This window comes from Roseococcus sp. SDR, from assembly GCF_019083995.1.
Classification (GTDB): domain Bacteria; phylum Pseudomonadota; class Alphaproteobacteria; order Acetobacterales; family Acetobacteraceae; genus Roseococcus.
Window position 1 is genome coordinate 203,455 of sequence record NZ_JAHRCU010000004.1, and the last position, 23,030, is coordinate 226,484.

Genomic DNA, 23,030 nt, shown 5'->3' on the forward strand with positions numbered 1-23,030 from the left:
GTGAACGACGCCCCGCTTCCCCCCGAGGACATCACGACGCCGCGCCCCGATGGCCAGGCGATGCGCGACGCCATCCTGCGCAAGCTGACCTACGACCTCGGCAAAAGCCGGGCGGGCGCGCTGGATCGCGACTGGTTCATGGCGACCGCGCTTGCCGTCCGGGATCGCGTGGTCGAGCCCTGGCTGAACGACATGCGGGCCACCTACAACACCGGCCAGAAGCAGGTCTATTACCTCTCGCTCGAGTTCCTGATCGGCCGGCTGCTGCGGGACAACATCACGAATTTCGGGCTGATGGCCGAGGTGCGGGCCGCGCTGGCCTCGCTCGACGTGGATGCCTTCAAGGTCGCCGCCTGCGAGCCGGATGCCGCACTCGGCAATGGCGGCCTGGGGCGGCTCGCCGCCTGCTTCATGGACAGCCTGGCCAGCCTCTCCATCCCGGCCTTCGGCTACGGCATCCGCTACGATCACGGCCTGTTCCGGCAGGTGATCCGCCAGGGCTGGCAGGAGGAATATCCGGAGGACTGGCTGCAGTTCCAGAACCCCTGGGAATTCGCCCGGCCCGAGATTTGCCACAGCATCGGCTTCGGCGGCACGGTCGAGGAGATCGTGGATGATGACGGCGAGACGCATCACGTCTGGAAGCCGGCCGAGACGGTGCTGGCCGTGGCTTACGACACGCCCATCGTGGGCTGGCGCGGCAAGCATGTGAACACGCTGCGCCTGTGGTCCGCCCGCGCGGCCGACCCGCTGAAGATCGACGTCTTCAACCGCGGCGACCATATCGGCGCGCTCTCCGAACGCGTCCGCGCCGAGGCGATCTCGCGCTTCCTCTACCCTTCCGATGACAGCCCCGAGGGGCAGGAGCTGCGCCTCAAGCAGGAATTCTTCTTCAGCTCGGCCGCGCTGCAGGACCTGATCCGGCGGCATCTGCGCGTCTATGGCGGCATCGAGAGCCTGCCCGAGCGCGTCGCCATCCAGCTGAACGACACGCACCCCGCCATCGTGGTGGCGGAGCTGATGCGCATCCTGCTGGATGACCACAAGCTGCCCTGGCCCGAGGCCTGGCGCGTCAGCCAGGGCACCATCGCGTACACCAACCATACCCTGCTGCCCGAGGCGCTGGAGACCTGGCCCGTCTCGCTGATGGAGCGGCTGCTGCCGCGCCACATGCAGATCATCTACATGATCAACGCCGTGCATCTCGATGCGGTGGCGGCGGCGCATCCGGGCGATCTCGGCCTGCTCGCCTCCGTCTCGCTGATCGAGGAGCATCACGGCCGCAAGGTGCGGATGGGCAACCTGGCCTTCATCGGCTCGCACAAGGTGAACGGCGTCTCGGCCCTGCACTCGGACCTCTTGAAGAAGACGGTCTTCCACGACCTCAACCGGCTCTATCCGGGGCGGATCACGAACAAGACGAACGGCATCACCTTCCGGCGCTGGCTGCAGCAGTGCAACCCGTGCCTGACGGAGCTGCTGACCGAGACGATCGGGGCCGAGTTCCTCGACCGGCCGGAGGCGCTGACGGCGCTCAAGCCCTATGCGGGCGATGCCGGCTTCCAGGGCCGCTTCGCCGAGGTGAAGCGCACGAACAAGGAGGCGCTGGCCAAGCTCGTGCGGCAGCAGATGGGCATCCGCATCGATCCGGCAGCACTCTTCGACGTGCAGATCAAGCGCATCCACGAATACAAGCGCCAGCTGCTGAACCTGCTGGAGACGGTGGCGCTCTACAACGAGATCCGCGCGCAGCCGCACAACAACTGGGCGCCGCGCGTGAAGATCTTCGCCGGCAAGGCGGCGGCGAGCTATCACCGCGCCAAGCTCATCATCAAGCTCGCGCATGACGTGGCGCGCACCATCAACCGTGACCCCACCATCCGGGACCGGCTGAAGGTGGTGTTCCTGCCGAACTACAATGTCTCGCTGGCGGAAGTGCTGGTGCCGGCCTGCGACCTCTCCGAGCAGATTTCGACGGCGGGGATGGAGGCTTCGGGCACCGGCAACATGAAGCTCGCGCTGAACGGGGCGCTCACCATCGGCACGCTGGACGGCGCCAATGTCGAGATCCTGGAGCATGTGGGCCAGGAGAACATTTTCATCTTCGGCCTGACGACGGAGCAGGTGGCGGCCCGCCGGCGCGAGGGCTGGCGCGGGCAGGATTCCATCAACGCCTCGCCGCGGTTGCAGCAAGCGCTGGAATCCATCGCCTCGGGCGTCTTCTCCTCCGATGATCCGCACCGTTATGGCGAGCTGGTGCACATGCTGCGCGAGCATGACCACTTCCTCGTCACCGCTGATTTCGACGCCTATTTCGACATGCAGCGCCAGGTGGAGCGGCGCTGGGCGGACCAGTCCGCCTGGCAGAAATCCGCCATCCTCAATACCGCCCAGATGGGCTGGTTCTCGTCCGATCGGACCATCGCGGAATACGCGCAGGAGATCTGGCGGGTGCCTGTACCGGGATAGAGGTGATGCACGCCAGCGAAGGCGATGTCGCGGCGCTGCTGGCCGGCCGGCACGCCGATCCCTTCGCGGTGCTGGGCCCGCATGGCGCACCGGGCGGGCTGATCCTGCGCGTGCTGCGGCCGGGGGCGGCCAGCGTGGAGGCGAGCTTCACCGGGCTCGTCCAGCGGCTCGAAGCGCGCGATCCGAATGGCTTCTTCGAGGGGTTCATTCCCGGCGTCCGCCTGGGCGAGGCCTATCGGCTGCGGATCACCGAGGGCGGCACCACAAGCGAGGTGCTGGACCCCTATGCCTTTGGCCCCGGCCTCGGCCCGCTCGACGACCATCTCCTGATCGAGGGCACGCATCACCGGCTGCATGACCGGCTGGGGGCCCATCTCGTCACGCAGGAGGGGGTGGCCGGCGTGCGCTTCGCCGTCTGGGCGCCGCATGCGCGCCGCGTCTCGGTGGTGGGGGAGTTCAACCGTTGGGACGGGCGCTGGCACCCGATGCGCCGACGCGTGGATTCCGGAATCTGGGAGATCTTCCTGCCCGGCATCACCGAGGGCACGGCCTACAAGTATGAGCTGCTCGGCCCGGATGGCGCGCTGCTGCCGCTCAAGGCCGACCCTTTCGGCTTCGCCGCCGAACTGCGCCCCGCGAACGCCAGCGTGGTGGCCCGGATCGACGACTTCACCTGGACCGATGAGGCCTGGATGGAAGCGCGCGCGAAGCGCGACCCGCGCGCCGCGCCCATGGCCATCTATGAGGTCCACGCCCCCTCCTGGAAGCGCCACCCGGATGGCCGTTTCTGGAACTGGGACGAACTGGCTGCCGACCTCATCCCCTATGTCGCGGATCTGGGCTTCACCCATATCGAGCTGATGCCCGTCATGGAGCACCCCTTCGACGGCTCCTGGGGTTACCAGCCGATCGGCATGCATGCGGTCACCGCGCGGATGGGCCACCCGTCCGGCCTCGCGCGCTTCATCAATGCGGCGCATATGGCAGGGATCGGCGTCATCCTCGACTGGGTGCCGGCGCATTTCCCGGATGACGCGCATGGCCTCGCGCGCTTCGACGGCACCTGCCTCTACGAACATCCCGACCCGCGGCGCGGCTGGCACCCGGACTGGCAGACCGCGATCTATGATTACGGCCGCAAGGAGGTGCAGGCCTTCCTCGCCTCCAACGCGCTGTTCTGGCTGGAGCGCTACCACGCCGATGGGCTGCGGGTGGATGCCGTCTCCTCGATGATCCACCTCGACTACTCGCGCGGCCCCGGCGAATGGGCGCCGAACGAGGATGGCGGGAACGACAATCGCGACGCGGTGGGTTTCCTGCGCCGCACCAACGCCATGCTGGCGCGGGAGGCGCCGGGGGCGATGATCATCGCGGAGGAGGCGACGAACTGGAGCGGCGTCTCGGCGCCTGTCTCCAAGGGCGGGCTCGGCTTCGCCTTCAAGTGGAACATGGGCTGGATGAACGACACGCTGCGCTATGTGGCGAAGGACCCGCTGTTCCGCGTGCATCATCACCAGCTGATGAATTTCGGCCTGATGTATGCCTTCAACGAGCGCTTCATCCTGCCGCTCAGCCATGACGAGGTGGTGCATGGCAAGGGCACGATCGGCGGGCGCATGCCGGGCGACACCTGGCAGAAGCTCGCGGGGCTGCGCGCCTATCTCGGCTTCATGTGGGGGCATCCGGGCAAGAAGCTGCTCTTCATGGGCCAGGAATTCGCCCCCTGGGCCGAATGGTCCGAGGCGCGGGAGCTGGATTGGTGGCTGCTGCAATATGCGCCGCACCAGGGGGTGCAGGCCTTCGTGCGGGAGCTGAACCGCCTGCACCGCGAGGCCCCTGCCCTGCATGCCGCCGATGCGCGGCCGGAGGGCTTCTGCTGGATCGATGCGAACGACGCGGAGCACTCGCTCTTCACCTGGCTGCGCTTCGACGGCAAAGGCGGGCCGCCGGTGGCCGTGCTCTGCAACTTCACCCCCATCCCGCGCGAGGGTGTGCTGATCGGCCTGCCGCAGGCGGGCGGCTGGCTCGAGGTGCTGAACAGCGACGCGGCGGAGTTCGGCGGCTCGGGCCGGGGCAATCTCGGCCGCGTGGAGGCGGTGCCGGTCCCGGCCTTCGGCCAGCCGGCCTCGGCCCGCGTCTTCCTGCCGCCGCTCTGCACAATCCATCTGGCGCCCGAGGCATGGGAAATGCCAAAACCGACCACAGTCGCAACGACGTCCGGGAAAACCCATGCCTCCTGATCGCGCGCAGAATGCCGCCCCAAGCAGTGCCCCCTTGGCCCGCACTGCCATGGCCTTCGTGCTGGCCGGGGGCCGCGGCTCGCGCCTCATGGAGCTGACGGACCGGCGCGCGAAGCCCGCCGTGTTTTTCGGCGGCAAGTCGCGCATCGTGGATTTCGCGCTGTCCAACGCCATCAATTCGGGCATCCGCCGCGTGGCCGTCGCCACGCAATACAAGGCGCACAGCCTGATCCGCCATCTGCAGCGCGGGTGGAACTTCCTGCGGCACGAGCGCAACGAGAGCTTCGACATCCTGCCGGCCTCGCAGCGCGTCTCGGAGAACAACTGGTACATGGGCACCGCGGATGCGGTGTACCAGAACATCGACATCATCGAGGATCTGGCGCCGCGCCACATCGTGCTGCTGGCCGGCGACCACATCTACAAGATGGATTACGAGCGCATGCTGCAGCAGCATGTGGACCAGGGGGCCGATGTCACCGTCTCCTGCATGGCGGTGCCACGCGAGGAGGCCAAGGGCTTCGGCGTGATGGCCGTCAACGCCGAGGCCTGGATCACCGATTTCGTCGAGAAGCCGGCCGACCCGCCCGGCATTCCGGACCGGCCGGAGCTCTCGCTGGCCTCCATGGGCATCTATGTCTTCGAGACCCGCTTCCTGATCGAGCAGCTGAAGCGCGACGCGGCGGACCCGGAGTCCAGCCATGACTTCGGCAAGGACATCATCCCCTACATCGTGAGGCACGGCCGTGCCGCGGCGCATCGCTTCGAGCGCTCCTGCGTGCGCTCCTCCCAGGAATTCACGCCCTATTGGCGCGATGTCGGCACGGTGGACGCCTATTGGGAGGCGAATATCGACCTCACGGACGTGGTGCCGCCGCTCGACCTCTTCGACCAGGAATGGCCCATCTGGACCTATGGCGAGGTCGTGCCGCCGGCCAAGTTCGTGCATGACCAGGAAGGCCGGCGGGGCGAGGCGATCTCCTCCCTCGTCTCGGGCGGCTGCATCATCTCGGGCGCCTCGGCGCGGCGCTCGCTGCTCTTCACCGGCGTGCACCTGCACTCCTATGCGCGGGTGGAGGGCGCCGTGCTGCTGCCGCGCGTGGATGTGGGCCAGGGCGCGCGGCTCTCGAAGGTGGTGGTGGACCGCAATGTGCGCATCCCGCCCGGCCTCGTCGTGGGCGAGGACCCGGTCGAGGATGCGCGCCGCTTCCGCCGCACGGAGAAGGGCGTCTGCCTGATCACCCAGGCGATGCTCGACAAGCTCGCATGAAGGTCCTCGCCGTCGCTTCCGAGGGGTTTCCCTTCATCAAGACGGGCGGGCTTGCCGATGTGGTGGGCGCGCTGCCGGCAGCCTTGGCACCCGAGGGTGTCGCCGTCACCACGCTGCTGCCGGGCTATCCGGCGGTGATGGCCGCACTCGGCCCCGTGCAGCAGGTGGAGCCGCTGGCGGACCTGTTCGGCGCGCCGGCGCGGCTGGTGCGGGCCGAGGCGGCGGGACGGGACATCCTGGCGCTGGACGCCCCGCATTTCTTCGCGCGCGCGGGCTCGCCCTATCTGGCGCCGGGGGGCATGGACTGGCCGGATAATGCGATCCGCTTCGCGGCCCTGGGCCGTGCGGCGGCGCATGCGGCCGATGCGATGGGCTTCGATGCACTGCACGCGCATGACTGGCAGGCGGGGCTGGCGCCGGCCTATCTGCGCTTCGCGCAAAGCCGCGTGCCCACGCTCTTCACCATCCACAACCTCGCCTTCCAGGGGCAGTTCCGCGCCGATCTCTTCGGCCTGCTGGGCCTGCCGTCCGCAGCTTTCGCGACCGCCGGCCTCGAGTATTTCGGCCAGGTCGGCTACCTGAAATCGGGCCTCTGGTTCAGCGACCGCATCAGCACCGTCTCGCCCGGCTATGCGGCCGAGATCCGCACGCCCGCCTGGGGCATGGGCCTGGATGGCCTGCTGCGTGGGCGGGGCTCCGATGTCAGCGGCATCCTGAACGGGCTCGACACCGAGGAATGGAACCCGGCGACGGACCCGCATCTGGCCGCGCGCTACGATGCCGGCTCCATCGCGCAGCGGGCGTTGAACAAGGCGGAGCTGCAGGCGCGCATGGGCCTCGCGATCGAGCCGGATGCGCCGCTTTTCTGCTTCGTGGGGCGGCTGGCCTGGCAGAAGGGCATGGACCTGATCCTGGAGGCGCTGCCGGCCATCCTGGAAAATGGCGCGCAGCTTGCCATCCTCGGCAGCGGCGAGGCGGCGCTGGAGGAGCGCGTGCATGGCGCGACCGGCGCGCAGCCCGGGCGCGTGGGCAGCTTCATCGGCTTCGACGAGGGCCTGGCCCGGCTCTGCTATGGGGGCGCGGATACGATGCTCATGCCCTCGCGCTTCGAGCCCTGCGGCCTCGGGCAATTATGCGCGCTGCGCTACGGCGCGCCGCCCATCGTGGCGCGCGTGGGCGGCCTTGCCGACACCGTGATCGACGCGAATGAGATGGCGGTCGCCGCCGGCACCGGCACCGGGCTGAACTTCGCGCCCGTGAGCCAGGAGATGCTGGCCGCCGCCATCACGCGCGCCATCGGGCTCTATCGCGAAGCGGGCACATGGGCGCGCATCCAGGCCAATGCGATGGAGAGCGATGTCTCCTGGGCGCGCTCCGCCGGGCGCTACGCGGCGCTCTTCCGGGGCATGATCGCTGACCGCGCCCGCTGAGCTTGGCGTTCACCTCCATGCCGATGGCGTGGAGGTGGCGATCCCGGCGCCGGGCGCGGAACGGCTCTTCTTCTGCAGCTTCGACGGCGCCTGCGAAGCGGCGCGGACCCTGCTGCCGCATCGGCAGGGCGATGTCTTCCATGGCGTGATCCCCAGCATCGCGGCCGGCACGGCTTACGGCCTGCGGGCGGAAGGCCCCGGCTTCGATCCGGACAAGCTGCTGCTCGACCCCTGGGCGCGGGCGCTGGAAGCTCCGCTCAGGCTGCACCCGACGGCCTTCGGCGCCGGGGATTCCGGCCCGCACGTGACCCGCGCGCTGGTGCAGGCCCCCTTGCCCGTCCAACCCTGGACCCCGCTGCCCGCCCGGCCCGCCATCATCTACGAGATGCATGTGAAGGGCTTCACCGCCCTGCACCCCGAGGTCCCGGCGGCGCTGCGCGGCACCTTCGCGGGCCTCGCGCATCCGGCTGCCATCGCGCATCTGCGACGCCTGGGGGTGACGCATGTCGAGTTGCTGCCCGTCGCCGCCTGGGTGGATGAGCGGCATCTGCCGCCGCTCGGGCTGACCAATTACTGGGGCTACAATCCCGTCGCCTTCCTGGCGCCCGATCCACGCCTCGCCCCCGGCGGCATGGCGGAGGTGCGCGCCGCCGTCGCCACGCTGCGCGCGGCGGGCATCGGCGTGATCCTCGATGTGGTGTTCAACCACACGGGCGAGGGTGATGCGTTGGGGCCCACGCTCAGCCTGCGCGGCCTCGGCGAGCCGCATTGGTATCGCATGGGCCATAACGAAAGCGGCTGCGGCAATGTGCTGGCGCTCGATCGCCCCTGGCCGCTGCGGCTCGTCATGGATGCGCTGCGCCATTGGGCGGAGCAGGCGGGCGTGGATGGCTTCCGGCTCGACCTCGCGACGACCTTGGGCCGAACCGCGCACGGGTTTGATCCCAACGCCCCCCTGCTCGCCGCCCTCCGGCAGGACCCGGTGCTGCGCCATCGCCGGATCATCGCCGAGCCCTGGGATATCGGGCCCGACGGCTATCAGCTCGGTCGCTTTCCGGCTGGCTGGGGCGAGTGGAATGACCGATTCCGCGACGATGTTCGCCGCTTCTGGCGCGGCGATGCAGGGATGCTGGGGCCGCTCGCCACCCGCCTCGCGGGCTCCAGCGACGCCTTCCCGGAGCGCATCGCGGACAGCGTGAACTTCATCACCGCGCATGACGGCTTCACCCTCGCCGACCTCGTGACCTACGCGCGGCGCCACAACCTCGCCAATGGCGAGGAGGGGCGCGACGGGGCGGGCGAGAATTTCTCCTGGAACCACGGCACCGAGGGGCCGGACCCGGTGCTGGCGGAGCGCCGCCAGGCCGATATCCGCGCGCTGCTGGCCACGCTGCTGACCGCACGCGGCACGCCCATGCTGGCGATGGGCGATGAGGGCGGGCGCAGCCAGGGCGGCAACAACAACGCCTATGCGCAGGACAACGCGACCTCCTGGCTCGACTGGCGAGAGCTTGACCAGGAGCTGGTGGATTTCACCTCCGTGCTGATCGCCGCGCGGCTGGCCCATGCGGCGCTGCACGCCGCGACACCGCTGACGGGCAAGCCATGCCCCGAGACAGGCCTGCCCGATGTGGAGTGGCGACACCCCGAGGGCCATGCGCTGCGTCCGGAAGATTGGGGCGGATCCCGTGCGCTGGTGGCCGTGCTCGCGGTGCGCGGGGACCGCGTGGCCATCGCGATCAATGGCGGAGACGAGGCGCGGGAACTCCGCCCGCCCCGTGCGCGCTGGGGGTTCCGCTGGCAGGTGATGGCGGCCAGCCGCCCCGGAGCCTCTGACGCGCTGCCGCCGCGCAGCGTGCTGCTGCTGGCCGAGCAGCCCGCCCTGCCCCGCCGGACCGAGGCGCCGGATGCGATGCTGCTCGGACGGCTCGCCACGGCCGCCGGCATCGCGCCGCATTGGCATGACCTGACCGGGCGTGAGCATGAGGTGCCGGAGGCGACGCTGCGCGCGGTGCTGGCCGCGCTTCGCCTCCCCGCCGAGACCGCCGCGCAGGCGCGGGACAGCCTCGCCCGGCGGATGCAGCGCCCGCTGCTTCCGCCGCATGTCCCCGCCCGGGCGGGCGCGGCGATGCGCCTGCCCGTCGGCCCCGGCCTGCCTGAACGGGCCATGCTGCATCTCTCGCTGGAGGATGGCGGCGCGCGGGATTTCCAGGGGCAGGTCGAAGCCGGGCACATCACCCTGCCGCCCCTGCCGGAAGGCCGGCACGAATTGCGCTGGCGCGACGCGCTCTGCCGCATCACCGCCGCGCCCGCACGGTGCTTCCTGCCGATCCATGCGCCCCGTTTCGGCATCACGGCGCAGAGCTATGCGCTGCGCCACGCGGCGGATCAGGGCATCGGCGACTTCACCGCCATCGCCGATCTCGCCCGCGGCGCGGCGCAGGCGGGAGCGCTCTGGCTCGGCATCAGCCCGCCGCACGCGCTGATGCCGGTGGAGCGTGAGCGCGCCAGCCCCTATCAGCCCTCCGACCGGCGCTTCCTGGAGCCGCTGCTGATCGATGTCATGCGCCTGCCGGAGGCCGCGGGGGCGGCTGGGCTCTTCGCCGCGCTGCGCGAGGGGGGTGATGTGGACTACCCCGCAGCCTGGGCAGCCAAGCGCCGCGTGCTGGCCGCCGCCTGGGCGCGCTTCGACCGGATGACCCCGGATTTCCTGCGCTTCCGCGCGGAGGGCGGCGCGGCGCTGGCCCGCTTCGCCACCTTCAACGCGCTGGCCGAGCGGCATGGCACAAGCGATTCGCGGCGCTGGCCCGCCGGGCTGCGGCATGGGCGGGATGCGGGCATCGCCGCCTGGCAGGCGACGGAGGCCGAGGCGGTGGGCTTCCACGCCTGGCTGCAGTTCCTGGCGGACCGCCAGATGGCGGAGGCGGCGGCGGCCGGCGCCGGGCTCTATCGCGACCTTGCCGTCGGCATGGCGGGGGATGGGGCGGAGGCTTGGTCGGGCGATATGGAGTTCCTGCCCGGGCTTTCCATCGGCGCGCCGCCCGACCCACTGGGGCCTCTCGGCCAGGTCTGGGGCATTCCGCCGCCCGATCCGCTCGCCGCCGAAGCCTCGGGCCATGCCGGATTCGCGGCCCTCATCCGGGCGAATATGCGCCACGCGGCGGCACTGCGCATCGACCATGTGCTGGGGTTGAAGCGCCTCTTCCTGGTTCCGGACGGCGCCACCGCCGCCGAAGGATGCTACCTCGCCCAGCCCTTCGAGGCGGCGCTGGGCGAGATCACGCTGGAGAGCCAGCGCGCCCGCTGCACCGTGGTGGGAGAGGATCTCGGAACAGTGCCGGAGGGGTTGGGCGAGGCGCTGCAGGAAGCGCGCATCCTCTCTTACCGGGTGCTCTGGTTCGAGCGGGAAGGCGCGGCGTTCCGCCCGCCGCCGCAATATCCGGAATTGGCGGCCGCCTGTGTGGCCACGCATGACATCCCGACGCTGGCCGGCTGGTGGGAGGGGGCGGATATCGCGGAGCGCAGGGCGCTCGGGCTGCTCGATGCGGCCGGCGCCGCCGCGGCACAGGCGGAGCGCGCGGCGGAGCGCTCCACCCTGCTGGCGGCGCTTGGCCTGCCGGAGCCGGCGGAAGCGGCACTGCCTGCATCGGTGGCCGCGGCGATCCATGGCTTTGTCGCGGCGAGCCCCTCCCTGATGCTGCTGCTCCAGGCGGAGGATCTGGCTGGCGAGCGCGTGGGCGTAAACCTGCCGGGGACGGATCGCGAGCGGCCCAATTGGCGTCACCGCATGGCGCCCGATGCGGCGGCGCTGTGCGGGCTGCCGCTGGCGCGGGCGATCCTGGCGGCGGTGGCCGGGCGCGTCCCCCCCTGAACGAAAAAAACCGCCTGCCCCGCGAGGGACAGGCGGCCCGGAGCCGTGGCGCGGCCCCGAGGGACCGCGCCTGGTTTCCTTACCGGCCGATGGTGGTGCCGGGGATGTTCTGGTTCACAACCGGCGAGACGCCGGGCTGCAGCGTGCCGGGGGCCACGGCCGGGCCACGGCGGTTGCCGCGCGGACCGGCAACGGTGCCCGTCGGAGCCTGCTGGCCGGGCTGCACGAAGGTCACGATCGGGCGGCCCTGGCCGTCCGTGCCGGTGATGACCGGCGTGCCTTCGGGCGCGAAGCTGCCGCTCGCCGGGCCGATGTGATCGACGATCGGGCGGCCCTGGCCGTCCGTGCCGGTGATGATGGCCGTACCGGCCGAGACGCCGGCCGAGACGCGCGGACCGAGGGTCACGAGCTGGTCCATGCCGTTGATGTTCGCGCGCACGGCGGTGCCGGGCGGCGTGTTGCGGACGACCGAGGCGCGCACCATGGCGACCGTGGCCCCGGTCGAGTCGACCAGCGGGAACATTTCCTCCGGCGGGCCGCTGGGCGCACAGGCGGCGAGGCCAGCAACCGCGACGAGCGCGAGGAACTTGTTGGCTTTCTTCATTTCTCTCATCATCCCAACCCCTGGCAATTCATCTCCGGGAAAAGGCCAGCTGCAGGGTCTTCCAGCCTACCATCCCAAACCTTGCGGAAGCCTAGCACCAAGTTCCGCGGCAGCAATAGCGCCGAATCAAGGTGGAAGCCGGTATCACCCTGTCACCGTTGCAATTTGGCCGCAACCGCGACTTTCGGGCCACAGTTGCCGCGCCAAGCTACATCACGGAGCGCGAGACGGAGCGTGGCGGCGGGCCGCGCCGGCGGCCTGTGGGGTTCTCGCCGGCAGCGACGGCCCGCTGCGCGCGCCGATTCGCGGCGGTGCCGCCGGCGGGCGCGGCCGATGGCGGGTCGAGGGGCGCGGATGTCACGCCGCTCATGATCGGAAGCTCGGCCACGGGCGGCAGGGCCGGAGCCGGGGCCGTTGCCTCCGGCGATGCGGGGGGGAGCGACTGCGCCGGCGAGGCGTCCGCCGCCTGCACGGGCGAGGCGCCGGCCGTGCCCGACCTGATGACCGGGCCCAGCCCCACGCGCTCGCCCACCATCACGGATTGTTCGACGCCGCCCAGGTTCACGTTGAGCCTCGTGCCAGGCGCCGCCCCGCCCAATTGCGAAGCGCCCGCCATCGCGACCGAGCGGCCCATCGAATCGCGCAGCACGTAAAGCGGCTCCTCCCCGTAATGGCCTGCGCAGGCGGTGCTCACGAGCAAGGCGGAGAGCGCCAGCAGGCGGGTCCATCGGGTCTGTGGGTGGCGCATCGGCGATCTCATTTCGGCAAGAGGCGGGCGGAGGCTAGAGCATGATGGGCCGAGGCGGAACGCCGAGGCGCTGAATCATCCTCTCACCAAAGGCTGGATCCGGCGAAGCGACCAGAGGGAGCGCAGCAGGATCCAGAGCATGATGGGCCGAGGCGGAACGCCGCCTATTCGCGGCGCAGCACCGAATCGGTGAACCAGGCGGCGATGGGCTGCGGCTTGAAGCCCGCGCGCAGCGCCGCTTCATCATATTCCGTGGCAAGCCAGGTCTCGAAGTCGAGCCCCCGCGCCTCGGCCTCGGCATATTCGGCGAAGAAGGCGTCCAGGATGCCGGTGCGCGCGGCCGCGATATGGCCATAGCGCAGCGAGAGCTCAGACATGGCGGCCGCAGCCCCCCTGCCCTGCAGCAGATGCCAGACGCCGGCCGCAAGCCCGGTGCGGTCCGCCCCCGACTTGCAATGGATCAGGATGGGCTGCGGCAGGCTGCGATAGAGCGCGATCAGGTTCAGCAGCCGGTCCTTGTGCGGCGCCCCCCGGCTTTCGAAGGGCTGGTCGGCATGGACGAGGCCGAGCTCCGCCGCCGCCGCCCGGCCCAGCGCATCCGAGCCGCAGGTGGTGCGGTGGCCGCGCAGATTGATCATGCTGCGGATGCCATGGCGCTTGACCGCCTCACGGATCTGCCAGGGCAGCGGATGGTTCGAGCGATACAGACGCCCGCTGTCCACGACACCCCAGTTGCGCCAGGAGATGCGCAGGAAGGCGTGATCCACGAAGAGCGAGTTCAGCCAGGCCATGGAGCCGCTCAATAAACGACGACGCTGCGGATGCTCTCGCCCTTGTGCATCAGGTCGAAGGCGTCGTTGATCTTGTCGAGCGGCATGACGTGGGTGATGAGCGGGTCGATCTCGATCTTCCCTTCCATGTACCAGTCCACGATCTTCGGCACGTCGGTGCGGCCGCGGGCGCCGCCGAAGGCCGTGCCGCGCCAGTTGCGCCCGGTGACGAGCTGGAAGGGGCGCGTGCTGATCTCCTGCCCCGAAGCCGCCACGCCGATGATGATGGAGGTGCCCCAGCCGCGATGCGTGCATTCCAGGGCCTGGCGCATCAGCGTGGTGTTGCCCACGCATTCGAAGCTGAAATCGGCGCCGCCATCGGTCAGGTCCTGGATGGCCTGGATCACCTTGTCGCGGCCGACCGCGTCGGGGTTCACGAAATGCGTCATGCCGAAGCGGCGGGCCATTTCCTCGCGCGCGGGGTTGATGTCCACGCCGATGATCTTGTCGGCGCCCACCATCCGGGCGCCCTGGATCACGTTGAGCCCGATGCCGCCGAGGCCGAAAACCGCGACGGTCGCACCGGGCCAGACCTTGGCCGTGTTGATGACCGCGCCGATGCCCGTGGTGACGCCGCAGCCGATATAGCAGATCTTCTCGAAGGGCGCGTCGGGGCGGACCTTGGCGAGCGCGATCTCGGGCAGGACGGTGAAGTTCGCGAAGGTGCTGCAGCCCATGTAGTGCATCACCTGCGTGCCCTCGCAGGTGAAGCGGCTGGTGCCGTCCGGCATCACGCCCTTGCCCTGGGTGCCACGGATGGCGGTGCAGAGGTTGCTGCGCTGGCTGAGGCAGGTTTTGCACTGCCGGCATTCGGGCGTGTAGAGCGGGATCACGTGGTCGCCCGGCTTCAGCGTGGTGACGCCGGCCCCCACCTCACGCACGATGCCCGCCCCCTCATGGCCGAGGATGGCGGGGAACAGCCCCTCCGGGTCGGCGCCGGAGAGCGTGTAGGCGTCGGTGTGGCAGATGCCGGTGGCCATCACCTCGACCAGCACCTCGCCCGCCTTGGGGCCGCCGATCTCCACCTCGCCGATGCTGAGCGGCTGCCCAGCGGCCCAGGCGATGGCTGCGCGTGATTTCATATTCTTGCCCTCAAGCGCCGGGCGCGCGCTCCGCGCGCTTGGCTCGCGCGCCGCAGGGATGGCGGGCTGGCGAAGCGGGTGGTCGCCGCGCGCCGCGGCTATTCGCCGCGGATTCGGCGTGGGGTCGAGTGTGCCTGGAGACGGGACACGGCGCCAGATGTGGCCCTCAACCGCTCTCGCCGCCGCCACCGCCCTCGTTGCCGCCGCTTCCGCCACCGCTGTGACCGGACGTGCCGGCGCCGGTATCGCCGCCGCCGTCATAGCGTGGCGGCACGGGGCCCGCCGGCGCATTGGGGTCCACCTGCGGCGGTGGGGGCTCATAGCCGAAGCCCGCGGCCAGCGCACCGCCGCCGAAGACCATGACGACCACCATCAGCGTGATCCCCAGCGCGCCCATGGCGAAATACCAGATGGCCGCCACGGGGCCGGCCAGCAGCACGACCCCGATGGCCAGCAAGGCGATGCGTTCCATGGCCCGTCCTCCCGTCCCACATCATGGGACAGTCGGCGCCGCACCGCCAAGCGTCGCGGCGCGCTACTCGAGGCGCGCGCCCGAGATCCGCACCATCTCCTGCCAGAGCGGGCGCTCACGCCGCGCGCGTTCCCACACCCCGTCGGGCGAGGAGCCGATCGCATGGGCGCCGGTGCGCAGGAAACGCTCCTTCGTCGCCGGCTCGTTGGCGACCTGCTGCATGAGTTCGCTGGCACGGGCGACGATGGGCGCGGGCACACCGGCGGGCATGCCGAAGGCGCACCAGGATTGCACGGTGAAGTTGGGGATGCCGGCCTCGGCCATGGTCGGCACGTCCGGCAGGGCCGGATGGCGGGTCGCGCTGGTGACGGCGAGCGCGCGCATGCGCCCCTCCTGGATCACCGGCACGTAGCTGGCGAGGTTGTCGATCGCGAAGGTCACATCGCCCGACAGCATGGCCGGAATGGTCTGCGCCGCGCCGCGGAAGGGCACATGGACGCCGTCAATCCCGTTGCGCGCCACGAAGAGCGACCCGCAGAGATGCGCGGTGGTGCCGATGCCGGGGGAGCCGTAGGAGACGCCGCCCTGGCGCGCCTTGGCGAAGGTGACGAATTCCTGGGCCGTGCGGGCCGGCGTATGGGCGGTGGAGACCACGAAGACATTGGGCAGTTCCCAATGCAGCGAGACCGGCTGGAAATCGCGATCCGTGTCGAAGGGCAGGCGCGCGTAGAGGAACTGCGCGATGGACCAGACGGTGAGCGTCAGCGGCCCCATGGTGTAGCCATCGGGCGTGGCCTTCGCCACCGCATCGGCGCCGATATTGCCGCCCGCGCCCGGCCGGTTCTCGATGACGAAGGACTGCCCGGTGATGGCCTGCAGGCGTTCGCACATGATGCGGCAGAGCACGTCGGTGCTGCCGCCCGGAGGCCAGGGCACGATCACGCGGACCGGCCGCTCGGGCCAGGCGGATTGGGCGAGGCTGCCGGCAGGTGCCAGGGCGGGCGCGGCGAGGCCGGCGGCCAGAAGGGTGCGGCGGGTCGTCATCTCGGTCGGGGTTCCTCGGATTGTTGATCTTCTGTCACGCAACATGGGGCAGGCGCGCGCAAAGGGCGAGAGGGGCCGATCAGGCCGGCAGGCCCTTCTTTACCATTTTGCCACAAAACCGCCCCGGAGCGGGCCAAGAGCCGCCGCATCCCCTGGCCAGAACGGCGATGTTCGACAGGAAGCCTTCGCCATGTTCGCCGCCTGGATGCAAAAATTCCGCCGCTGGATCGGCTACCGGCCCGAGCGCCGCTACATGCGCGGCGGCGCGCGCTGAATTTCTCCTCCCCCTTCGCCTACCCGCCCACATGGGGGTCGGTCAGGCGCCGGTGCTCTTCCAGCGCGAAGCGGTCCGTCATGCCGGCGATGTAGTCGCAGACCACCTCCGCCGCGCCCGGCGTGCCGGATTCGCCGGCCCGCCACCTCCATTCATCGGGCAGCATCTGCGTCCCGCCATGCAGCAGTTGGAACAGCATCTGCAGCGCGCGCTTGGATTTCTGCGTGGCCCGGTTCACCCGGAAATGGCGGTACATCCGCTCGAACAGAAAGCCACGCACCTCGGCATTGGCCTCCGCCATGCGCGGGCTGAAGGCCACCACGGGCGCCGCCGCGGCACGGATATCGGCGGCTGAGCGCGGCGCCAGCGCCGCGACGCGCCGCCCCGTCTCCTCCGCCACGTCATTGATCATCGCGGAGATCACCCGGCGCACCATCTCGGGCGCGGCGCGGCCGGGCGGAAGCCCGGGATGGGCGGCGCGGGCATCGGCCAGGGCGGCGCCGGGCATGGGCAACGCGGCCACCTCCTCCACGGTGAAGAGGCCGGCGCGGATCCCATCCTCCAGATCATGGTTGTTGTAGGCGATGTCGTCGGCGATCGCGGCGACCTGCGCCTCGGCACTCGCGTGGCTCGTCAGTTCCAGGTCATGCCGCGCGTTGTATTCCGCGAGGTAGCGGGCCGGGCGGCGGACCGGGCCATTGTGCTTGGCGAGGCCTTCCAGCGTCTCCCAGGTCAGGTTGAGGCCGTCGAAGCCGGCATAGCGGCGCTCCAGCAGGGTCACGTGCTTCAGGCTCTGCGCGTTGTGGTCGAAGCCGCCATGGGGCCGCATGGCGGCATCCAGCGCCTCCTCGCCCGCATGGCCGAAGGGCGGATGGCCGAGGTCATGGGCCAGCGCCAGCGCCTCGGCCAGGTCCTCGTCGAGGCCGAGGCGGCGGGCCAGGCTGCGGGCGATCTGCGCGACCTCGATGCTGTGCGTCAGTCGCGTGCGGAAATGGTCGCCCTCATGGAAGACGAAGACCTGCGTCTTGTATTGCAGCCGGCGGAAGGCGCGGGAGTGGATGATGCGGTCCCGGTCTCGCTGCCAGGGGCTGCGCTGGGAATCCTCGGGCTCGGCATGGAGGCGGCCGCGCGAGGAGGACACCGCCCACGGGGCTGGCACAGGTTGCATGGGCAAGCCGTATCAGGCCCCGGCGGTGGTGGAAATCCTGAACCCGCAGCCCTAGATTGGGAGGCAGGAGATTTCCCATGCCCGATGGCCAGCCCGCCCGCGCCTTCCACGTCACCCCCCGCGCCGCCGAGGAGATCGCGGCCATCGCCGAGCGCGAAGGCCGCCCTGCGGCCGGCCTGCGCGTGACAGTCTCGGCCGGCGGGTGCTCCGGGCTGCAATACGGCTTCGCCCTGGAAGAGGCGGTGGGCGAGGATGACCTGGTCGTGACGCAAGGCGGCACGCGCGTCTTCGTGGACGCCGTCTCGCTCGACTTCCTCGATGGCTCGCAGCTTGACTGGCACGAAGCACTGATCGGCTCGCATTTCGTGGTGCGCAACCCGCAGGCGGTGAGCGGTTGCGGCTGCGGCGTCAGCTTCGCGGTCGCCTGAGGGCAAACCCGCTGGAGGTTGCCGGCACGGCGGTCGTCAGGGCCGGGCTGTCATGGACGAGGCCCAGAAGGATCGCTGCTGCAAAGCCGAAGCTGCAGAAGGCGGAGGCCAGCGCCATGGCCACCCAAAGACCGCCGCTCGACCGCGCAGCCAGTGCGGAGGAGCGCCCTGCCATCCCCCTCAAATTTCACGCTTTGCCTCATGGGATGAGGCCATCCCATCATTGAAGACGACGGAAAGGGCCATGCTTGCCCCCGTCGCCGCGGCCGGCCACAAGAGGATATGCGCCTCGCCAGCTTCAACGTGAACTCGATCCGCCGTCGCGTGCCGCATCTGGCGCGCTTCCTGGCGCGGCATGAGCCGGACCTCGTCTTCCTCCAGGAACTGAAGTGCAAGACCGAGGAATTCCCGGCTTTGGAGCTGGCCGGCACCGGCTATCGCATGCATGCCGTGGGGCAGCCCGGCGGGCGCAATGGCGTGGCGGTGCTGGGGCGCGTCGAATTCGAAGTGATCGCGGAGGCCCTGCCTGGCGAGGCCGAGGATGCGCAGGCGCGCTTCGTCGCGGTGCGCGCCGGGGGGCTCACGGCGGCCGGCATCTACCTGCCCAACGGCAATAGCGGCGGCGCCGAGGGCATGGCCTATAAATGGCGCTGGATGGATCGCCTGCGCGCCTGGGCGGCTGCGGAGCTCGACGCCTTCACGCCGCTTGCGATCCTCGGCGACTTCAACGTCTGCCCGACCGAGCGCGACCTCGCCCCCGGCGCCCTGCCGCCCATGGATGCGCTGGTGCATCCGGAAAGCCGCGCCCGCTGGCGGGCGCTCGAGCATCTGGGCCTGACCGATGCGCTGCGCGCGCTGCACCCGGCGGATGCGCCCTACACCTACTGGGATTACGGCGCGGCCTTCGAGACCAATCGCGGCCTGCGCATCGACCATGCCCTGCTCTCGGCGGAGCTGGCCGAGCGGCTGACCGCGTCGGCGGTGGATGTCGCCGCGCGGGCGGAGGACCAGCCTTCGGACCACGCGCCCGTCTGGATCGAACTCGCGGACTGACCTCTCAGGGCGCGGCGAGGTTCAGCGAGAGGTCGTTCCAGGCGAGGCGCGCCTGGAGGATCAGCGCGGCGGAATAGTAATCCTGCGCCGCTTCCACCCGCGGCATGCGCGTGAGGTTCCCCTGCCCCGCCTGCGCCGCCTCCGACAGGCGGGCGATGGCGGTGATGCCGGGCGGCGCCGGGTAGCCGGGCGTCACATTCGTCATCAGGTCCACCCAGGCGGGCATGCCGCGCTGCGTCGGCGTGGCCCAGAAGCGGATCGCCGCGCTGACCGCCGATTCCTGCGCGAGCCCCGCCCAGACGAGGTTGAGCGGGATGCGGATGGCATCGAAGGAGAAGCGCTTGGGCCAGCCCTCGGCCATGACAGAGCGCCCGCCATCCATGGGCAGTTCCAGCCAGTCGGGCGGGAGCTGGTACATGCCGAAGCGGCTGTCACGGATCAGGGCCAGCCCGTCCCGCTCCACGCGCTCCCAGCGGGGTCGGGCAGATGCTGGGCGATCACGCGCATGGCGGCGAAGGCGTAGTAGGAGAGGTTCACCACGACGCGTGACCGGCTCTGGAAGCCGAAGGCGCCGGGCAGCAGCACCCAGCGCGGGCCGACCTGCACGACGCAGCGGCGCAGCAGGTCGCGCCCGATGGACTGGCCGATCCGCCGATAGACCGGGTTGGCCCAGACGCGGCTGCCCTCGAGCAGCGCCCAGGCGATGTAGATGTCGCCGTCGCTCGCGTTGTTCAGGTCGGTCACGGCGGGCTGGGTGTCGGGCTGCCAGCGCCAGGCGAAGAGGTTGTCCGAGGGGCGCTTCAGGTTGTTCATCGTCCAGGTGAGGATGCGATCGAAGGTCGGCTGGTCACCGGCGCGCAGCGCGGCGAGCAGGCCGTAGCCCTGGCCCTCGGAGTGGGAGACGTTGCGGTTGCCATTGTCCACGATCCGGCCTTCGGGCAGCACGAAGCGCCGCTCGAAGGCATGCCAATCCTCCAGCGGGCCGGTCATCGCCGCCCTGCCGAGCAGGGCGCCGGCCAGCGCAACAGGAATCACCCCGCGGCGTGGCAGAAGCGGCACGGTGGCATGACCCTCCAAAAATCAGTAACTTTGTTCACGTTTGCGATACATCACGGAAACGCTTCGTTCCCTATGCTAAGGTTAGCCCAACGGTGCAAATGCGCTACCGTTCAAGCTGTTATGGAGGCCGTCATGCGCCTTGCTGCTCTTGCCCTCTTCGGTCTTGCCGCCGTTCTTGCCGCGCCAGCCATGGCGCAACCCGCCCCCCATGACCTGCTGGGCCTCGCACGGCAGATCGAGCTCGACGACTCTGAGGAGGAGGTGCTGCGCGAACTCGGCGCGGCTGATTGGCTGACCATCGAGGCACCGCGCGCCCTGCCCAACGGCGTGAGCCGGCTGATCCTGGCCGTGCCGACGGATGATCCCTGCATGCCGAGCGGCGCGCCGCTGATCTGCCCCGCCATCCGTGTCGTGCTGGTCATGGACCCGAGCCGTGGCGCGCGCGTCAGCCGGATCGAGGCCTTCACGCCGCTGCCGGGCACGCAGAACGTGATCGAGGTGTTCCGCAACGCTTCCGACGGGCTGGGCCCGCCGCTGCAGACCGAAAGCTGGGCCGACCAGATCCGGGGCATGCCGCGGCATGTCTGGCGCCAGCGCTGGCGGCCGGACGCGAGTGCCGGCAGCTTCATGGAAGTGGTGGTGACGGCCGACCCCGAGCCGGGCAACAGCTTCGGCCTCGCCAATCCGGGCGTACCCGCGCTCGGCATCGGCTTCGTGCTGACCGACCCGGCCATCGAGGATTCGACCATGGCCGCGCGGCGGCGCCTGATCTGCCGGCCCGGCTCGGCGGATTGCGGCTGACGGCGGGCGCCGCTCACAACCGGCTGACGTCCGGGCGCGGGCCGCCCATGAAGGTCTCGTAGAGGCTGGCGAAGGTCTCATCCTGCTCGCGCAGGAAGACCCAGGTGTTCAGGAAGCGCAGCAGGTCCGGCTCGCCCTGCGGCAGGGCGACGGCGTAGCGGAACTCGCCGAGCGGCGCCAGGATGCGAAGCTCCTCCTCGGGATGCGCGAGAGCGAGACGCCGGAAGGTGTTGAGGCCGAGCACCACGGCCGCAGCGTGCTCGGCATGCAGCAGGGCGATCGCCTCGTCATAACTCGCGATGAACTGGAATTGAACGCCCGGAGGCAACCCCGGATCATCGCCCAGCATGTCGTTGGACAGGGTGAGGATGCGCCGGCCATCGAGCTCCGCCAGCGAGGTCAGCTGCAGGTGCCGCGTGGTGGCAAGGACGGTGGTGAATTCCCCATGCGGCGCGGCGAAGGCCACCTGGCGCAGGCGCGCGGGCGTGATCAGCATCAGCGCGCAGGCGATGTCCACGTGGCCACGCTGCACCATCGGGAAACGCTCGCTGAAGGGCAGAGGGACGAGCTCGGCCGTGACACCCAGGAAACGGGCGATGTCGCGCGCCGTCTCGACCTCCATGCCGGAGAGGGTGCCATCCGGCCGGCGGAAGCCATAGGGCCCACCCTCGAGCCAGACGCCGATGCGGATGCGCCCCCGGGCGAGGATCCGGCCCAGCGCGCCGCCCGGCGGGTTCGCGCGTGCATGCAACGCCGGGACGGCGGCGCCGACCAGAGCAGGAAGGGCACGACGGGCAAGCAGCATCACCTTGACCTTACGCAGGATTGTATCGGCCACCAAACGAAAACCGCGCCGCTCTCAGAAACTCGGCAAATCGGGCTGCGGGGTCCCGAGCAGGATGTCGGACAACGCGGCCAGCCGGCCGCTCGTGCGGGCGAGGAAGATGAGGCTGTTGAGGGCGCGGAGCACGTCGTGCTCACCAAAGCGGACACCGACGGACATCCAGCGGCGAGTGAGGGTGAAGCGATGCGTGAGGCCGAGGCGCGGATAATCCGTGAGGAAGCGGGTCATGACCGGGCGGCGCAGGACCACGGCCTCGACCAGCCCCTGCTCGCAGGCGGCGGCCAGCTCGGCGCGGCTGTCATAGACCAGCAGGCGCGCGGCGGCGGGGAGCGTCTCCGCGACCGAGCCTTCGAGCCCGGCGCCGCCGAGCACGCCCACGGCGTGGCCCTCCAGCTCCGCCGGCCGGCGCATGACGTGTCGGACGGCGGAAGCGAGGACAATGTCGGCCCGTGTGACGGGCGAGGTGAGCAGCACGAGGCGCGCGGCCTCGGGGCTGACGGCGACATTCGCGCTCACATCGCCCTCGCCCGCGCGCAACCGCCCGATGCGCTCACTGGGCGGCACGTTGCGGAAGACAGGCCGGACGCCCAGGCCCTCGGCGAGGAGGCGGCCAATGGCGACGTCGAACCCCGCCGGTTCGCCCGTGCCGTCGAAGAAGCCGAAGGGCGGGACGCCCAGGCTGACGAAGACCTCGAGCCGGCCGCGTTCGAGGATGCGGCGCAAGCCTTGGTCCGCCCCTTCCGCGCATGCGCGCCGAAGCGGCAGTGCCGCGATGCAGGGAGCGGCAAGCAGCATGCGGCGGCTGGCCAGGAATTCCCCCCCCGGCCGGCTGGAGGCCGCTTCAGGGAGGACAGGTTTCTTCGGCCTGTTGAGCATTTTGAGATGGTGCAGCCGACCGCGCGACAGATCAATTGTAAATCTGGATTTACATCGAAACCTTAAGCTTCATGCCATCAGGACCTTGGCCCGATCCAGGGCAGGTAGCGCGGCAGCTGGGCCGGTGCCGGATAGACGACCGGGTCGGGCGCCACGGCGATCTCGGGCGCACCCCGGATATAGGCGCAGCCGGGCAGCAGCAGCATCAGGACCAGAAAGCAGCATCGCATGCGGGGCAGTCCAGCATGGCGCGGCGCGCCGGTCCATCAGCCGATGATGAGGTGGCTCAGGAGCCAGGCGAGGGCGAAGGCCGCGGCGGCGGAGACGGCCATTTGCAGGACCGGCTGCAAGGCTGCGGCATGGGCCGGCCGGGCGCGGGCCATGCGCGGCTTGGGCGGGATGCGGAGGCTGTCGGCGTCGGGATAGGTCGTGCTCATGGGCGAAAGCAAACACGAACAAACCGGAAA

At 70.2% G+C, this 23,030-nt stretch carries 21 protein-coding genes; 8 read left to right on the forward strand and 13 right to left on the reverse strand.

Annotated elements, in window-relative coordinates; translation table 11 throughout:
- Positions 1–60 precede the first annotated feature (60 nt).
- From KTR66_RS06815 to glgX, 5 genes are read left to right on the forward strand one after another with little or no spacing between them, the layout of a single operon-like run.
- Positions 61–2,469, forward strand: coding sequence for a glycogen/starch/alpha-glucan phosphorylase (locus KTR66_RS06815; protein WP_213611832.1), 2,409 nt, complete (start codon positions 61–63; stop codon positions 2,467–2,469).
- Between the two features lie 5 nt (positions 2,470–2,474).
- The gene (glgB, locus tag KTR66_RS06820; RefSeq protein ID WP_213611732.1) at positions 2,475–4,709 is read left to right on the forward strand and encodes a 1,4-alpha-glucan branching protein GlgB; all 2,235 of its coding nucleotides are present in this window, start codon (positions 2,475–2,477) and stop codon (positions 4,707–4,709) included.
- Positions 4,699–5,979 (forward strand): glucose-1-phosphate adenylyltransferase, encoded by a 1,281-nt coding sequence (glgC, locus tag KTR66_RS06825; RefSeq protein ID WP_213611733.1) that lies wholly within the window; start codon positions 4,699–4,701, stop codon positions 5,977–5,979. Before glgB ends, glgC begins: the two co-directional genes overlap by 11 nt.
- The gene (gene glgA, locus KTR66_RS06830) at positions 5,976–7,409 is read left to right on the forward strand and encodes a glycogen synthase GlgA (RefSeq protein ID WP_213611734.1); all 1,434 of its coding nucleotides are present in this window, start codon (positions 5,976–5,978) and stop codon (positions 7,407–7,409) included. Before glgC ends, glgA begins: the two co-directional genes overlap by 4 nt.
- On the forward strand, positions 7,393–11,280 hold the full coding sequence (glgX, locus tag KTR66_RS06835) for a glycogen debranching protein GlgX (protein ID WP_249731927.1): 3,888 nt from the start codon (positions 7,393–7,395) through the stop codon (positions 11,278–11,280). Before glgA ends, glgX begins: the two co-directional genes overlap by 17 nt.
- Positions 11,281–11,359: 79 nt before the next feature.
- Here glgX and KTR66_RS06840 read toward each other — a convergent pair whose 3' ends face one another.
- From KTR66_RS06840 to KTR66_RS06870, 7 genes are all read right to left on the reverse strand, one after another.
- Positions 11,360–11,884: a hypothetical protein gene (locus KTR66_RS06840; RefSeq protein WP_213611736.1), complete on the reverse strand. Its 525-nt coding sequence runs from the start codon at positions 11,882–11,884 to the stop codon at positions 11,360–11,362.
- A gap of 208 nt (positions 11,885–12,092) precedes the next feature.
- The gene (locus tag KTR66_RS06845; RefSeq protein WP_213611738.1) at positions 12,093–12,632 is read right to left on the reverse strand and encodes a hypothetical protein; all 540 of its coding nucleotides are present in this window, start codon (positions 12,630–12,632) and stop codon (positions 12,093–12,095) included.
- A 164-nt stretch (positions 12,633–12,796) separates the two neighbouring features.
- Positions 12,797–13,423, reverse strand: coding sequence for a tyrosine-protein phosphatase (locus tag KTR66_RS06850; RefSeq protein WP_213611740.1), 627 nt, complete (start codon positions 13,421–13,423; stop codon positions 12,797–12,799).
- A gap of 8 nt (positions 13,424–13,431) precedes the next feature.
- Complete coding sequence (locus tag KTR66_RS06855) at positions 13,432–14,544, reverse strand: S-(hydroxymethyl)glutathione dehydrogenase/class III alcohol dehydrogenase (RefSeq protein ID WP_213611742.1); 1,113 nt, start codon at positions 14,542–14,544, stop codon at positions 13,432–13,434.
- Positions 14,545–14,710: 166 nt separating this feature from the next.
- Positions 14,711–15,016: a hypothetical protein gene (locus tag KTR66_RS06860; protein WP_213611744.1), complete on the reverse strand. Its 306-nt coding sequence runs from the start codon at positions 15,014–15,016 to the stop codon at positions 14,711–14,713.
- A gap of 63 nt (positions 15,017–15,079) precedes the next feature.
- Complete coding sequence (locus KTR66_RS06865) at positions 15,080–16,060, reverse strand: tripartite tricarboxylate transporter substrate binding protein (protein ID WP_213611746.1); 981 nt, start codon at positions 16,058–16,060, stop codon at positions 15,080–15,082.
- A gap of 293 nt (positions 16,061–16,353) precedes the next feature.
- Positions 16,354–17,502 carry a deoxyguanosinetriphosphate triphosphohydrolase gene (locus KTR66_RS06870; protein WP_213611748.1) on the reverse strand — a complete coding sequence of 383 codons (1,149 nt, stop codon included), beginning with the start codon at positions 17,500–17,502 and terminating at the stop codon, positions 16,354–16,356.
- Positions 17,503–17,579: 77 nt separating this feature from the next.
- Here KTR66_RS06870 and KTR66_RS06875 point away from each other — a divergent pair, with 77 nt between their 5' ends.
- Both KTR66_RS06875 and KTR66_RS06880 read left to right on the forward strand, forming a co-directional pair.
- On the forward strand, positions 17,580–17,930 hold the full coding sequence (locus KTR66_RS06875; RefSeq protein WP_213611750.1) for an iron-sulfur cluster assembly accessory protein: 351 nt from the start codon (positions 17,580–17,582) through the stop codon (positions 17,928–17,930).
- 282 nt (positions 17,931–18,212) lie between these two features.
- Positions 18,213–18,983, forward strand: a complete 771-nt coding sequence (locus tag KTR66_RS06880) for an exodeoxyribonuclease III (protein WP_213611752.1) — start codon at positions 18,213–18,215, stop codon at positions 18,981–18,983.
- 4 nt (positions 18,984–18,987) lie between these two features.
- On the opposite strand, the gene KTR66_RS06885 is transcribed toward KTR66_RS06880, so the two are convergent.
- Both KTR66_RS06885 and KTR66_RS06890 read right to left on the reverse strand, forming a co-directional pair.
- Positions 18,988–19,446, reverse strand: coding sequence for a glycosyl hydrolase family 8 (locus KTR66_RS06885; protein WP_213611754.1), 459 nt, complete (start codon positions 19,444–19,446; stop codon positions 18,988–18,990).
- Positions 19,422–20,042, reverse strand: a complete 621-nt coding sequence (locus KTR66_RS06890; RefSeq protein ID WP_213611756.1) for a glycosyl hydrolase family 8 — start codon at positions 20,040–20,042, stop codon at positions 19,422–19,424. Before KTR66_RS06890 ends, KTR66_RS06885 begins: the two co-directional genes overlap by 25 nt.
- A 132-nt stretch (positions 20,043–20,174) precedes the next feature.
- On the opposite strand from KTR66_RS06890, the gene KTR66_RS06895 reads away from it, so the two are divergent.
- Complete coding sequence (locus KTR66_RS06895; protein ID WP_213611758.1) at positions 20,175–20,843, forward strand: hypothetical protein; 669 nt, start codon at positions 20,175–20,177, stop codon at positions 20,841–20,843.
- 13 nt (positions 20,844–20,856) lie between these two features.
- Here the strand turns inward: KTR66_RS06895 and KTR66_RS06900 are convergent, their stop codons facing one another.
- From KTR66_RS06900 to KTR66_RS06915, 4 genes are all read right to left on the reverse strand, one after another.
- Positions 20,857–21,648, reverse strand: coding sequence for an ABC transporter substrate-binding protein (locus tag KTR66_RS06900; RefSeq protein ID WP_213611760.1), 792 nt, complete (start codon positions 21,646–21,648; stop codon positions 20,857–20,859).
- 54 nt (positions 21,649–21,702) lie between these two features.
- Complete coding sequence (locus tag KTR66_RS06905) at positions 21,703–22,410, reverse strand: transporter substrate-binding domain-containing protein (RefSeq protein WP_213611762.1); 708 nt, start codon at positions 22,408–22,410, stop codon at positions 21,703–21,705.
- A 230-nt stretch (positions 22,411–22,640) separates the two neighbouring features.
- Positions 22,641–22,793: a hypothetical protein gene (locus KTR66_RS06910; protein ID WP_213611764.1), complete on the reverse strand. Its 153-nt coding sequence runs from the start codon at positions 22,791–22,793 to the stop codon at positions 22,641–22,643.
- 36 nt (positions 22,794–22,829) lie between these two features.
- Complete coding sequence (locus KTR66_RS06915) at positions 22,830–23,000, reverse strand: hypothetical protein (RefSeq protein WP_213611766.1); 171 nt, start codon at positions 22,998–23,000, stop codon at positions 22,830–22,832.
- Positions 23,001–23,030 lie beyond the last annotated feature (30 nt).